This is a genomic window from Citrobacter sp. Awk 2, from assembly GCF_028069815.1.
GTDB lineage: Bacteria > Pseudomonadota > Gammaproteobacteria > Enterobacterales > Enterobacteriaceae > Citrobacter.
In genome coordinates this window covers 23,875-36,067 of sequence record NZ_JANEWL010000039.1, presented here as the reverse complement: position 1 = coordinate 36,067, position 12,193 = coordinate 23,875, and the positions used below count along the sequence as shown (strand labels likewise).

Below are 12,193 nucleotides of genomic sequence, written 5' to 3'. Positions count from 1 at the left end.
TGGTTGCGGGGGCCGGATTTGAACCGACGACCTTCGGGTTATGAGCCCGACGAGCTACCAGGCTGCTCCACCCCGCGTCACCGTACTGCTTGTACTTCATCAAATTTTAATTGGTTGCGGGGGCCAGATTTGAACTGACGACCTTCGGGTTATGAGCCCGACGAGCTACCAGGCTGCTCCACCCCGCGTCCGTGGATGCGCACTATACTCTGCTCGCATTTTCATGCAACCCTTTTTTCACCTTGATCACGTTTTTAGGCTGAAAATGAACAAAAACAACGCATTCTGGATTATTTTTTGCTCAAAATTTGCGTTGGGGTATGTATACGCATTTCATTAGCTTCGGGGGTTTGTTATCTTCGTCTCGCATTCAGGCAACATAAGACGAGAACAATGAAAGGACGTTGGGCAAAATATCTTCTGGCGGGAGCTGTAGTCGCGATGCTCGCCGCGTGTTCCTCAAAACCCACCGATCGTGGGCAGCAGTATAAAGACGGGAAATTTACCCAGCCTTTCTCACTGGTGAACCAACCTGATGCGGTTGGCGCGCCAATTAACGCCGGCGATTTCGCCGAGCAGGTTAATCAAATTCGCAGCGCTTCCCCGCGTTTGTACGGTAACCAGAGCAACGTCTACAACGCTATCCAGCAGTGGCTACGTGCGGGCGGTGATACGCGCAGTATGCGCCAGTTTGGTATTGATGCCTGGCAAATGGAAGGGGCGGACAATTATGGTAACGTCCAGTTTACCGGTTACTACACGCCGGTTATCCAGGCGCGGCATACGCGCCAGGGCGAGTTTCAGTATCCTATCTATCGCATGCCGCCAAAACGTGGGCGCTTACCCTCTCGTGCTGAGATCTATGCAGGCGCGCTCAGCGACAATTACATTCTGGCGTACAGCAACTCTCTGATGGATAACTTCATCATGGATGTTCAGGGCAGCGGATACATTGATTTTGGTGATGGTAGCCCGCTTAACTTCTTTAGCTATTCCGGGAAAAATGGCCACGCTTATCGCAGTATCGGTAAGGTGCTGATCGATCGCGGTGAAGTGAAGAAAGAAGATATGTCGATGCAGGCCATTCGCCATTGGGGTGAGACGCACAGTGAAGCCGAAGTGCGTGAGCTGCTGGAGCAGAACCCATCATTCGTTTTCTTTAAGCCGCAATCTTTTGCACCGGTCAAAGGGGCCAGTGCTGTACCGTTGATTGGTCGTGCATCTGTTGCGTCTGACCGCAGTATTATCCCTGCAGGTACGACGTTACTGGCGGAAGTTCCGCTACTGGACAATAACGGGAAATTCACCGGTCAGTATGAATTACGTCTGATGGTCGCGTTAGATGTCGGTGGGGCGATCAAAGGGCAGCACTTCGACATCTACCAGGGTATTGGTGCAGACGCCGGACACCGTGCAGGGTGGTATAATCACTACGGACGCGTGTGGGTGCTGAAAACAGCGGCCAACGCGGGTAACGTATTTAGCGGTTAATTGCCTGATGACGGCTGCGCTTTATCAGGCCTGCTCAATAATGTAGGCCGGATAAGCGAAGCGCCATCCGGCAGTCATACTGCTCGGTATTAATGAATTTGAGGTTCTATGTCTGTGGTTATCAGTGATACCTGGCGCCAGCGTTTTGGCGGTACGGCACGCCTGTATGGCGAAAATGCGCTGCAGCTGTTTGCCCAATCGCACGTTTGTGTCGTTGGAATTGGCGGCGTGGGGTCGTGGGCGGCGGAAGCGCTGGCGCGTACCGGTATTGGCGCTATTACACTCATCGATATGGATGATGTGTGCGTCACTAATACTAACCGTCAAATCCATGCTTTGCGTGATAACGTCGGCCTGGCGAAAGCCGAGGTGATGGCCGAACGTATACGTCAGATTAACCCGGAGTGCCGGGTGACCGTGGTTGATGATTTTGTCACGCCGGATAACGTTGCCGAATATATGAGCGCAGGATTCTCGTATGTTATTGATGCAATTGATAGTGTGCGCCCAAAAGCGGCACTGATCGCATATTGCCGACGTAATAAAGTTCCGCTGGTGACCACCGGAGGCGCGGGGGGACAGATTGATCCCACGCAGATTCAGGTGGTTGATTTGGCAAAAACCATCCAGGACCCACTGGCGGCGAAGCTACGTGAGCGGCTGAAAAGTGATTTTGGGGTAGTGAAAAACAGCAAAGGCAAGTTGGGCGTGGATTGCGTGTTTTCGACTGAGGCGCTGGTTTACCCGCAGGCCGATGGCTCGGTGTGTGCAATGAAGGCCACGGCGGAAGGGCCGAAGCGTATGGATTGTGCATCCGGGTTTGGCGCTGCCACCATGGTGACGGCGACTTTTGGTTTTGTGGCCGTGTCCCACGCGCTGAAGAAGATGATGGCGAAGGCGGCGCGCCAGCCCTGATTGTGTCGGATGGCGCTGCGCTTATCCGACCTACGCTTTGTGCGGCGTTGTCGGCCAGATAAGACGCATCAACGTTGCCATCCGGCATCCTGAGCTGCCTCAACGAGCGCATTCAGCCCCTGACTACGTGACGCGCTCAGTTGTGCGCTTAAGCCCAACTCATCAAATAACGCCATCGGCGAATGAGCCTGTAACTCCGCAGTAGTTTTACCTTCGATAGCAGTGAGTAGTACCGCCAGCAGGCCGCGCACAATTCGGCCTTCACTATCACCGAAGAAGTGAAGTGTGCCATTCTCATGCAGACTGTATCCCAGCCAAACGCGGTTTTCACATCCGGCAATCTCTTTTGCCTGCGCCTTCAGATCATCCGAAAGGGCCGGAAGTTGCTTACCCAGTAGAATAAGTTGACGATATTTATCTTCCCACTGAGTGAGCGGGATAAAAGTATTCCGTAACGTCTCTTCCGTTACGATTGTGCCAAACGGGTGTCCGGCGAACAGAGGGCTTGTCATTAGTCCACCAATATTTCCAGTGCGCGGTCAACGGCAGTGACCAACGCATCAACATCGCTTCGGGTATTATAAGGTGCAAATGAGGCGCGCAGCGTCCCGGAGACGCCCAGCTCCGCCAGCAACGGTTGCGCACAGTGCTGTCCGGCGCGCAGCGCAATGCCATACTCAGCCAGCAGCGTCACCATATCGCTGTGGTGCACTCCTGTAAAATCAAAGGCTAACAGGCTTGAGTCCTGGCAACGGAAGGAGCGAAATCCCGGCCGTTTCGCCAGCGCATCTTCTGCTAGCGTTGCCAGACTGCGGCTCCAGTTTTCGGCTTGCACGATATCAATATCCGCAAGCCATTCAAGCGCCGCACTTAATCCAATGACGCCCGCAACGTTCGGCGTGCCTGCCTCAAGCTTCCACGGTGCCGCTTGTGTGGTGAAACCGTCAAAGCTGACTTCGCTAATCATTTTACCGCCGCCGAGCCACGGTGACATGGCCTCCAACAGTTCGGGTTTACCATACAGTACGCCAATACCCGTCGGACCATATAATTTGTGACCAGAAAAAGCATAGAAATCAATATCTAACTGCTGGACGTCAGCGGGGAAATGTACAACGCCCTGAGCGCCATCCACCATCACCACCATGCCTGCTGCATGAGCAAGCGTAATCGCGCGGACTAAATCAGGGCAGCCACCGGTGACGTTTGACATCTGACCGAGAGCCAGAATGCGACTGCGGGGGGTGATGAGGTCCGCCAGAGACTCAGTGTCAGGCAGCAAATGGGCATTGAGCTGAAGCTTGATGATTTTAGCCCCCGTTTGCTCCGCCACCATCAGCCAGGGAACCAGGTTGGCATGATGCTCCGCTACGCTTACGATAATCTCGTCGCCCGGTTGTAAGCGCGGACGCGCGTAACTTTGGGCAACCATGTTGATAGCCTCCGTCGTACCGCGGGTCCAGACCACCGTCTTGTCATCGGGAGCATTGATGAGACGCGCGACTTTTTCTCGCGCGGCCTCATAGCGCGCGGTCAGACGCTGGGCTTCAGCAAACTGGCTGCGATGGACGTTCCCGCCGCTCAGACTATAAAACTGATGGGTCGCCTCAATCACTGCCTGCGGCTTCAATGCCGTCGCGGCGCTGTCGAGATAGACACCTGCATCGTTGAGTGCGGGAAATTGTGCGCGAAACTGCGTGGGGTTAAAAGCGTTCATGGTATTCCTCAGTTCAGTAAACCGATCGTGGCGCAAAAAGGGCGCAGACACAAGGGTTGCGCTAACCATCGGAATCCTCTGGATATCCCGGCGAAGTCTGTGCAGTGTCTTATGCTAAATAGTGTTAGGCGAATAATTTTGCCTGTTATGGAATTCGCTTTATCTGGCATAAATTGCTGTGAGGAGAAAAATATGAAAAAGACTGCCGCCATAATCTCTGCCTGTATGCTGACTTTTGCCCTGAGCGCCTGTTCCGGTCCGAATTACGTGATGCACACCAACGATGGCCGGACAATCGTGTCTGACGGTAAGCCAAAGACCGATAATGAGACAGGAATGATTTCGTATAAAGACGCTAACGGCAACAAACAGCAGATTAACCGTACCGATGTGAAAGAGATGGTCGAACTGGAGAAATAGCCGGTCGTCATTGGCAGACACACGGACAAAAAAAAGCACCGCAATTTGGCGGTGCTACATTAATCACTATGGACAGACAGGGTAAATGTACAGGAAGTGAAAAAGGGTAGCTTTGCTACCATGGTCTGAATCGCAGACCAATTGCAAACACAACAACACAACATCACAACCGTAAGCCAAAAGCCCACCAGAACACGCATTCCGATAAAACTTTTCGTTCCGGCTTCAGGAAGTGCCGCCACTATAGGTATTTGCTGGTAGAACCTCAACGGACAATTTATAATGGCTCAGATTAAAAAAACTAATAGGTTACAGCCTGTTAGGTAATTGTTAAATTCATTTAACATCAAAGCCTAAAAGTCATGTCAAAACGATTACCACCCTTAAATGCGTTACGTGTTTTTGATGCTGCCGCGCGCCATTTAAGCTTTACGCGCGCAGCAGAAGAACTTTTTGTGACGCAGGCCGCAGTAAGTCACCAAATCAAGTCACTTGAGGATTTTTTGGGGCTGAAGCTGTTTCGTCGGCGCAATCGATCGCTGTTGTTGACGGAAGAAGGTCAAAGCTATTTCCTCGACATCAAAGAGATTTTTTCGCAATTAACCGATGCGACGCGTAAACTTCAGGCACGCAGTGCAAAAGGCGCGCTTACCGTCAGTTTATTGCCCAGTTTTGCGATTCAATGGCTGGTGCCCAGACTCTCTAGCTTTAACTCAGCTTATCCGGGAATCGATGTCAGGATCCAGGCCGTGGACCGTCAGGAAGACAAACTGGCCGACGATGTCGATGTGGCTATTTTCTACGGACGAGGCAACTGGCCGGGCCTGCGCGTTGAAAAATTGTACGCAGAATATTTATTGCCGGTCTGCTCGCCGCTGCTACTTACCGGTGATAAGCCACTGAAGACGCCGGATGATCTGGCAAAACACACATTGTTGCACGATGCATCGCGGCGTGACTGGCAAGCTTATACGCGCCAGCTCGGGCTGAATCATATCAACGTACAGCAGGGACCTATCTTCAGCCATAGCGCCATGGTGCTACAGGCCGCTATCCATGGGCAGGGCGTTGCGTTGGCCAATAACGTTATGGCGCAGTCCGAAATTGAAGCCGGACGTCTGGTTTGTCCTTTTAATGATGTTCTGGTCAGCAAAAACGCATTTTATCTGGTTTGTCATGACAGTCAGGCAGAACTGGGTAAAATAGCCGCCTTCCGTCAGTGGATACTGGCGAAAGCGGCCACGGAACAAGAAAAATTCCGCTTTCGTTATGAACAATAATTTACGTAGGGTATTAACATGACCAGCCGTTTTATGCTGATTTTTGCCGCCATCAGTGGCTTTATCTTTGTAGCTCTGGGAGCCTTTGGGGCACATGTTCTGAGTAAAACCCTCGGCGTTGTTGAAATGGGGTGGATCCAGACTGGCCTTGAGTATCAGGCATTTCATACACTGGCTATTTTTGGTCTGGCCGTCGCCATGCAGCGACGTATTAGCATTTGGTTTTACTGGAGTAGCGTGTTTCTGGCATTAGGGACCGTGCTGTTTAGCGGCAGTCTGTATTGCCTCGCGCTTTCTCATTTACGCCTGTGGGCGTTTGTTACCCCTGTCGGTGGTTTTAGCTTCCTTGTAGGCTGGGCACTGATGTTAGTGGGCGCTATTCGATTGAAACGTAAGGGCGTAAGCCATGAATAAGGTTGTATTGTTGTGTCGCCCGGGTTTTGAAAAAGAGTGCGCCGCAGAAATTACGGATAAAGCAGGGCGTCGCGAAATCTTTGGTTTCGCCCGCGTTAAAGAAAATGCGGGTTATGTCATCTTTGAATGCTATCAGCAGGAAGATGCGGAAAAGCTCGTTAAAGAGTTGCCGTTTAGCTCGCTGATTTTTGCTCGCCAAATGTTTGTTGTTGGCGAGCTACTGCAATATTTGCCGCCGGAAGATCGCATCACACCGATCGTCGGTATGCTGCAGGGCGTGGTGGAGAAAGGCGGCGATTTGCGTGTCGAAGTTGCCGACACGAATGAAAGCAAAGAGCTGGTGAAATTTTGCCGCAAATTTACCGTACCGCTGCGCGCTGCGCTGCGTGAAGCGGGTGTGCTGGCAAAGTATGAAACGCCAAAACGTCCGGTAGTGCACGTCTTCTTTATTGCACCTGGCTGTTGCTACACGGGCTACTCCTGGCCTGATAATAACTCGCCGTTCTATATGGGCATTCCGCGACTGAAATTCCCGGCTGATGCGCCGAGCCGTTCAACGCTGAAGCTGGAAGAGGCGCTGCATGTGTTTATTCCTGCCGATGAGTGGGATGAGCGTCTGGCCAATGGAATGTATGCCGTTGATTTAGGCGCATGTCCTGGCGGTTGGACCTACCAACTGGTTAAACGCAATATGTGGGTGTACTCGGTGGATAATGGTCCGATGGCGCAAAGCCTGATGGATACCGGGCAGGTCACCTGGTTGCGGGAAGATGGATTTAAGTATCGCCCGAATCGTAACAACATCTCGTGGATGGTCTGCGATATGGTGGAGAAACCGGCCAAAGTTGCAGCGCTGATGGCGCAATGGCTGGTGAACGGCTGGTGCCGCGAGACGATTTTTAACCTTAAGCTGCCGATGAAAAAGCGCTACGAGGAAGTGTCGCAAAACCTGGCTTATATTCAGGCACAGCTCGATGAGCATGGCGTGAATGCGCAGATTCAGGCGCGTCAGCTTTATCACGACCGTGAAGAAGTCACCGTGCACGTACGTCGTCTGTGGGCTGCCGTCGGTGGTCGCCGCGACGAACGATAATACTTATTTGCCGGATGGCGGCGTGAACGCCTCATCCGGCCTGGCTTGTTTCAATCATTTCTGTATCTGAAATAATATGCGTCACATTTGCCAGATGCCCAATCTGCACCTCACCCGAGCGATTAAATTTACTCTTATCAATCAATAATAATGACTGCGCCGCGCGCTTAAGCAGGATGGATTTAAAATCGGCGTTGGTAGCATTTGAATCCCAGAGTGTACCGCCGTGGTCGATCCCCTCGCAGGAAAAGATAAACAGGTCGATATCAAGTGACTTTAGCTGTGAGATGAGCGATGGATTAACGTAGCAACCGTATTTACGCTCAAGTCGACCACCGGAACTGATTAGCTGAATATTTTCACGTTTTCCCAATTCGAGGCAAATCGGTTGGCTATTCGTAAATACGTGAATGTTAATGTCTGGCAACAGGCGAGCCAGGTACCAGCAAGTAGAACTGGCATCCAGCGCGATCACCATGCCTTCTTCTATCCACGTTAACGCGTCTCTGGCGATATCTGCTTTGTGAGAATAATGGCTTTTCAGTCTGATATGAAACGGCTCGCCGCAGTCCTGGTTTACCCGATGTATCACTTTGGCGCGCCCGTGATTACGCAGTACCTTACCCTGTGCCTGCAGTTGCGTAAGATCGCGACGGATAGTTTCTTTACTGACATTAAGCTGTGAGGATAAAGTTTCAGTCGTCAGACTTTTATGGTTGCTCAACAGATCCAGGATCGCTTGCAGGCGTGCTGCTTTCATGTTTTCTCCCCCCATCATGCGATGAATGCCCGTACCTGCCGGGCATTCAGGTAAGAGATTATGGCGTTACCCCTTTTTTTAACAGGATATTTCCGTACTTTGCCCGCTCCCCTGTAATAACGATTGCGAATACTTTTTGTGCGCGTTCATAAAATGCATAACGGTCAATGCGCGTGATGTCCGGGCAAGGTGTTTGTAATGACAATGCCTGCCGATATCGCGCTTCTACGTCGGGGTCGAGGGAGTCTCCTTCGACGGCGGCCATCATTACCAGTGGTGAGGCGTAACTGTCCAGTTCAAACAGCGGAATAATCGCCCGCAACAGGTCGCTGACCTGCAGGCCATCGGCCCGGATAACCTGCGGGCCCATACTGTGGGCCGGAAAGTGGGCGTCGGAAAAGATAATCTCATCACCGTGACCCATTTCAGCCAGTACCTTTAACAGGTCAGGGGAAATTAAGGGGGAAATCGTTTTGAGCATGTCACTCGACTCCTGTGAATACGGGTTCTGTTTGTGGGTAGAAGTAACGATATTGATAGTCCACCTGCGCACGAGCCTGCTCCGGAGAGGCAAATTCGCCGATACCAGACCAGGCAAACATCGCAGCACCGGCAACCGTCGTTTCGGCATCATCCAGCACTTTGATGGGAATACCCAGAACGTTCGCTTTTATCTGATTCCATAGTGCATTACGACTTCCTCCACCAACCAGAAGTAGCTCTGTCGCGTTGAAATGACCGATGGTTTCTAGTGTGTGTAGATTGTGCTGCAACTGGGCCGTCAATCCTTCCAGCGCAGCGCGGTAAAAGTGTCCGCGGGTACTGTTGAGTGTGACGCCCTGCCAGCCTGCACGTGGACTGGCAAGCAGGTCGCAGTGCATGGTTATACCTTCAGCGCCCGCCGGGACGGCCTGCGCTTCATCAATGAGCGTTTGCCAGGGGGTGTCGGGTGTCCACAGCAACTTACGTACCCACTCAAGCACGCCGGATGCCAGCCACTGCATACCGGGGTTATAGAGTCCCGACCGACTGTCCAGTTCACAAGTAGAACCCACATAGTCGCTGAGTAAGGCCGTATTCACCTGTGCGCTGCGTACCATCAGTATTTCCCATGTACCGGAAGAGAGCACGGGTTCATCTGGCTGTGCGCCTGCGCCAAAGAGCGCAAACTGCGTGTCGTGGCCGGCAGAGATAACCGGAATCCCCGCTGTGAGCCCAAGTTGCTTTGCCGCGTCATTTTTCAACGTTCCGATCTGCTCTCCCGCTTCAACTAAACGTGGAAACAGTCGGCGTGGTATCCCGGTAGCCTGCAAAATATCAGCACTGAAATCGCGCTGATGAATATCCAGCATCTGGCTGGTACCGGCCATGGTGATATCTGTGGTGAACTCACCGGTGAGGCGATGGTTGAGCAGTGATGAAATAAATAACCAGGCGTGTGCCTGTTCCAGCAATTGTGGGTGATTCTCTTTAAGCCATACCAGCTTGTACAGCGTGTTGAAACTGAACGCGCCAACGCCTGATATATCCTGTAATTTCTGAGGTGATATCCGTTGGCTGATAGAAGCCATGACGGCGGCAGTGCGTGGACATTTCCAACTGATAACCGGATAAAGCAGTTTGCCATACGCATCAACCAGCGCGCCATCAACGCCAAATGTAGTGACCGTTATCCCTCGAATGTTACAGGCGGTCAGTTCCGTGGTGAGTTGTTGGCAGCAATCGGCAAAGCGCTGCACAATGGCGTCGAGGGACCACTGATGCCAGCCAGCGTTCTCGACGGCGGTATCACTGGCGTTCGGGGTTGAGGCGCGGGCGACAATTTTTCCCTGGCGGTTAACCGCAATGGCTCGCACGTTGGTCGCGCCGCAGTCGAGAACCAGGATGACGTCATTCTTCATAATCACTCCCGAGACGGTGCCGGATGGCGGCGTAAACGCCTTATCCGGCCTACACGTTGTGCAACCGTAGGCCCGGTAAGCTTGCGCCACCGGGCTGAATCGCATTAACGTTTATACAGCGGGCCGTAGTTTTGGCAGGCGCGATAATCCTGGCCTTCGCTGTCCATGCCGTGGGCTGCCCATGCGGAAGGGCGATAGATCTTCTCTTCTTCCACGTTGTGCATACACACTGGGATACGCAGCATGGCGGCGAGCGTAATAAAGTCCGCACCAACGTGACCAATCGTCAGTACTCCGTGGTTGGCACCCCAGTTAGCCATGACGGAATAGACATCGCTGAACGGACCTTTGCCGGTTAAGCGCGGCGCAAACCAGGTTGTTGGCCAGGTAGAGTTGGTACGAGCATCAAGCTGAGCATGCACCTCCTTCGGTAATTCCACACTCCAGCCTTCCGCAATTTGTAGCACCGGGCCCAGGCCTTTGATGATATTGATGCGGGTCATGGTGAACGGTACGCCACCTTCGGTAAGAAAACGGGAAGAGTAGCCGCCGCCGCGGAAATACTCGTGGATCGCCGGACACCATTCGGTCGCCGCCAGGCAATCATCGGCTTCCTGCTGTGAGATCTCCCAATGTGGTTTCATGGTGGGCTGGCCTTCGCTGTCACGCTGTTTGCAGGAACCATCCAGTGCCGCAGAGCCGGAGTTAATCAGGTGAATAATGCCGTGCTCAGCAAGACCGGTCAGCGGTTTGCCTGTGACGCGTTCTACTGCTTCCGGTGACCAGTAGGTCCGTACATCAGCAAAGACCTGCGCTGTGCCGGTGAGCTGGTGACCAAACAACATTGCGACACCGTTCAGGCTGTCGTTCTCGGTGGCGACGACATACGGTTCGCGCACGCCATTCCAGTCAAATGAGCTATTCAGCAACGCTTCGGCGGTGTCACCGTTTGGATATTGATCCGTCCAGTGGCGCTGGCCCTGGAAGCCGGCGGCAATCGCGTTGTACCCCATCGACTCTTCAACCCGGCCTTTCTCTGCCAGTTTCTGGTTACCCTGCATCATGTCGCGGATGCACATTGCCATCAGCAGGCTCTCTTTCAGCACTGCACGGCTCTGTTCTTCATTTCGCTTATACTGTTGTGCGTTCTGATCCTCGCCATAACGGAAATGTTTATCCGCCCACGCCAGGGCAATTTCCAGTTCCGCTTCGTCATAGATTTTCTGGTCAATACGACGACGTAATTCGGTCATATCAACAGGTTGAACCTTCATTCCCAGCCAGGATTCAAAGAAGTTATGGTCGACAATAGAGCCTGCAATTCCCATTGAAACGCCGCCGACGGACAGATAGCTTTTGCCTTTCATGCTGGCAACGGCTAAACCTGCCCGGGTGAAACGCAGCAGTTTTTCTTCAACATCGGCAGGGATAGTGGTATCACCTGCATCCTGCACGTCATGACCATAAATAGAGAAGGCGGGAAGCCCTTTTTGATTATGTGCAGCCAGGGCTGCAGCCAGATACACGGCACCCGGACGCTCCGTCCCGTTGAAACCCCAGATGGCTTTCGGGCGCATGGGGTCCATATCGATAGTTTCGCTGCCGTAGCACCAACATGGCGTGACGGTAATTGTCACGCCGACGTTCAGGCTACTGAATTTTTCTTCACAGGCGGCAGATTCAGCCAATCCGGCAATACAGGTGTCTGCGATAACGCACTCGATCTGTGCCCCGCAGGCATGACGAAGTTTCTCGGAAATCAGTGCGGCAGTGGCTTTTGCCATGTTCATGGTTTGTTCTTCGAGCGACTCGCGTACACCCATACGACGCCCATCAATCACCGGACGAATACCGATTTTCGGTAAACTATTTTTTTTCATTCGAGGTTCCTCATCTCACTTTATGCCGTGCTGCAAAAGCGGATGTTGGACACCACTGTCGCAGTTGGCTGAATTACCCATTTTTGCTAACTCGAGTTAGCTTAGGTATTAGAGAGTTTTTTGCACAACTTTTTTGTTATGGAACTGTGAGAAACCTCACGAGAAGTGGTTAAAATTCGATCTGCGTCAAATAAACAAATACAGATTTTTTCATTAAATTCTTTTTAAATTAATAAGATAAAATAAATTGTCTGTTCAGTGTCACAGTTTTAGACCAAATGATTTGGCTATTTTTGGCAGCTAAAATAGCTTTAAAAGGCAA

At 52.2% G+C, this 12,193-nt stretch carries 12 protein-coding genes and 2 tRNA genes; 6 read left to right on the top strand and 8 right to left on the bottom strand.

Annotated elements, in window-relative coordinates; genetic code table 11:
- Both NNO02_RS11905 and NNO02_RS11900 read right to left on the bottom strand, forming a co-directional pair.
- A tRNA-Met gene (locus tag NNO02_RS11905) sits at positions 1-77 on the bottom strand.
- A 34-nt stretch (positions 78-111) separates the two neighbouring features.
- Positions 112-188 (bottom strand) — tRNA-Met (locus NNO02_RS11900).
- Between the two features lie 205 nt (positions 189-393).
- On the opposite strand from NNO02_RS11900, the gene mltA reads away from it, so the two are divergent.
- Both mltA and tcdA read left to right on the top strand, forming a co-directional pair.
- Entirely contained in the window at positions 394-1,491 is a 1,098-nt protein-coding gene (gene mltA / locus NNO02_RS11895; RefSeq protein ID WP_048213098.1) for a murein transglycosylase A, read from the top strand.
- Positions 1,492-1,599: 108 nt separating this feature from the next.
- Positions 1,600-2,406: a tRNA cyclic N6-threonylcarbamoyladenosine(37) synthase TcdA gene (gene tcdA, locus NNO02_RS11890; protein ID WP_271441061.1), complete on the top strand. Its 807-nt coding sequence runs from the start codon at positions 1,600-1,602 to the stop codon at positions 2,404-2,406.
- Between the two features lie 68 nt (positions 2,407-2,474).
- On the opposite strand, the gene csdE is transcribed toward tcdA, so the two are convergent.
- Together csdE and csdA are read right to left on the bottom strand one after the other, a co-directional pair.
- The gene (gene csdE / locus NNO02_RS11885) at positions 2,475-2,918 is read right to left on the bottom strand and encodes a cysteine desulfurase sulfur acceptor subunit CsdE (protein ID WP_271454875.1); all 444 of its coding nucleotides are present in this window, start codon (positions 2,916-2,918) and stop codon (positions 2,475-2,477) included.
- Positions 2,918-4,123 carry a cysteine desulfurase CsdA gene (csdA, locus tag NNO02_RS11880; protein ID WP_271454874.1) on the bottom strand — a complete coding sequence of 402 codons (1,206 nt, stop codon included), beginning with the start codon at positions 4,121-4,123 and terminating at the stop codon, positions 2,918-2,920. The genes csdE and csdA overlap by 1 nt, the downstream gene beginning before the upstream one ends.
- Positions 4,124-4,315: 192 nt before the next feature.
- On the opposite strand from csdA, the gene NNO02_RS11875 reads away from it, so the two are divergent.
- The 4 genes from NNO02_RS11875 to rlmM all read left to right on the top strand — a co-directional run bounded on the left by NNO02_RS11875 (position 4,316) and on the right by rlmM (position 7,330).
- The gene (locus NNO02_RS11875) at positions 4,316-4,543 is read left to right on the top strand and encodes a YgdI/YgdR family lipoprotein (RefSeq protein WP_202037874.1); all 228 of its coding nucleotides are present in this window, start codon (positions 4,316-4,318) and stop codon (positions 4,541-4,543) included.
- A gap of 362 nt (positions 4,544-4,905) precedes the next feature.
- A complete protein-coding gene (gcvA, locus tag NNO02_RS11870) occupies positions 4,906-5,823 on the top strand; it encodes a glycine cleavage system transcriptional regulator GcvA (protein WP_101741626.1) in 918 nt (305 codons plus the stop codon).
- 18 nt (positions 5,824-5,841) lie between these two features.
- Positions 5,842-6,237 carry a DUF423 domain-containing protein gene (locus NNO02_RS11865; protein ID WP_005130969.1) on the top strand — a complete coding sequence of 132 codons (396 nt, stop codon included), beginning with the start codon at positions 5,842-5,844 and terminating at the stop codon, positions 6,235-6,237.
- Positions 6,230-7,330 (top strand): 23S rRNA (cytidine(2498)-2'-O)-methyltransferase RlmM, encoded by a 1,101-nt coding sequence (gene rlmM, locus NNO02_RS11860; protein ID WP_271441058.1) that lies wholly within the window; start codon positions 6,230-6,232, stop codon positions 7,328-7,330. Before NNO02_RS11865 ends, rlmM begins: the two co-directional genes overlap by 8 nt.
- A 31-nt stretch (positions 7,331-7,361) precedes the next feature.
- On the opposite strand, the gene fucR is transcribed toward rlmM, so the two are convergent.
- The 4 genes from fucR to fucI form a co-directional block, all read right to left on the bottom strand.
- Complete coding sequence (fucR, locus tag NNO02_RS11855; protein ID WP_271454873.1) at positions 7,362-8,090, bottom strand: L-fucose operon activator; 729 nt, start codon at positions 8,088-8,090, stop codon at positions 7,362-7,364.
- Between the two features lie 58 nt (positions 8,091-8,148).
- Positions 8,149-8,571, bottom strand: a complete 423-nt coding sequence (gene fucU, locus NNO02_RS11850) for an L-fucose mutarotase (protein WP_271454872.1) — start codon at positions 8,569-8,571, stop codon at positions 8,149-8,151.
- Position 8,572: 1 nt separating this feature from the next.
- A complete protein-coding gene (gene fucK, locus NNO02_RS11845) occupies positions 8,573-9,991 on the bottom strand; it encodes an L-fuculokinase (protein WP_271454871.1) in 1,419 nt (472 codons plus the stop codon).
- Between the two features lie 104 nt (positions 9,992-10,095).
- Positions 10,096-11,871, bottom strand: a complete 1,776-nt coding sequence (fucI, locus tag NNO02_RS11840) for an L-fucose isomerase (protein ID WP_061068497.1) — start codon at positions 11,869-11,871, stop codon at positions 10,096-10,098.
- Positions 11,872-12,193 lie beyond the last annotated feature (322 nt).

Coding starts and splice junctions, on each gene's coding strand:
- mltA (WP_048213098.1), top strand. CDS start 394: ATGAAAGGACGTTGGGCAAAATATCTTCTGGCGGGAGCTGTAGTCGCG.
- tcdA (WP_271441061.1), top strand. CDS start 1,600: ATGTCTGTGGTTATCAGTGATACCTGGCGCCAGCGTTTTGGCGGTACG.
- csdE (WP_271454875.1), bottom strand. CDS start 2,918: ATGACAAGCCCTCTGTTCGCCGGACACCCGTTTGGCACAATCGTAACG.
- csdA (WP_271454874.1), bottom strand. CDS start 4,123: ATGAACGCTTTTAACCCCACGCAGTTTCGCGCACAATTTCCCGCACTC.
- NNO02_RS11875 (WP_202037874.1), top strand. CDS start 4,316: ATGAAAAAGACTGCCGCCATAATCTCTGCCTGTATGCTGACTTTTGCC.
- gcvA (WP_101741626.1), top strand. CDS start 4,906: ATGTCAAAACGATTACCACCCTTAAATGCGTTACGTGTTTTTGATGCT.
- NNO02_RS11865 (WP_005130969.1), top strand. CDS start 5,842: ATGACCAGCCGTTTTATGCTGATTTTTGCCGCCATCAGTGGCTTTATC.
- rlmM (WP_271441058.1), top strand. CDS start 6,230: ATGAATAAGGTTGTATTGTTGTGTCGCCCGGGTTTTGAAAAAGAGTGC.
- fucR (WP_271454873.1), bottom strand. CDS start 8,090: ATGAAAGCAGCACGCCTGCAAGCGATCCTGGATCTGTTGAGCAACCAT.
- fucU (WP_271454872.1), bottom strand. CDS start 8,571: ATGCTCAAAACGATTTCCCCCTTAATTTCCCCTGACCTGTTAAAGGTA.
- fucK (WP_271454871.1), bottom strand. CDS start 9,991: ATGAAGAATGACGTCATCCTGGTTCTCGACTGCGGCGCGACCAACGTG.
- fucI (WP_061068497.1), bottom strand. CDS start 11,871: ATGAAAAAAAATAGTTTACCGAAAATCGGTATTCGTCCGGTGATTGAT.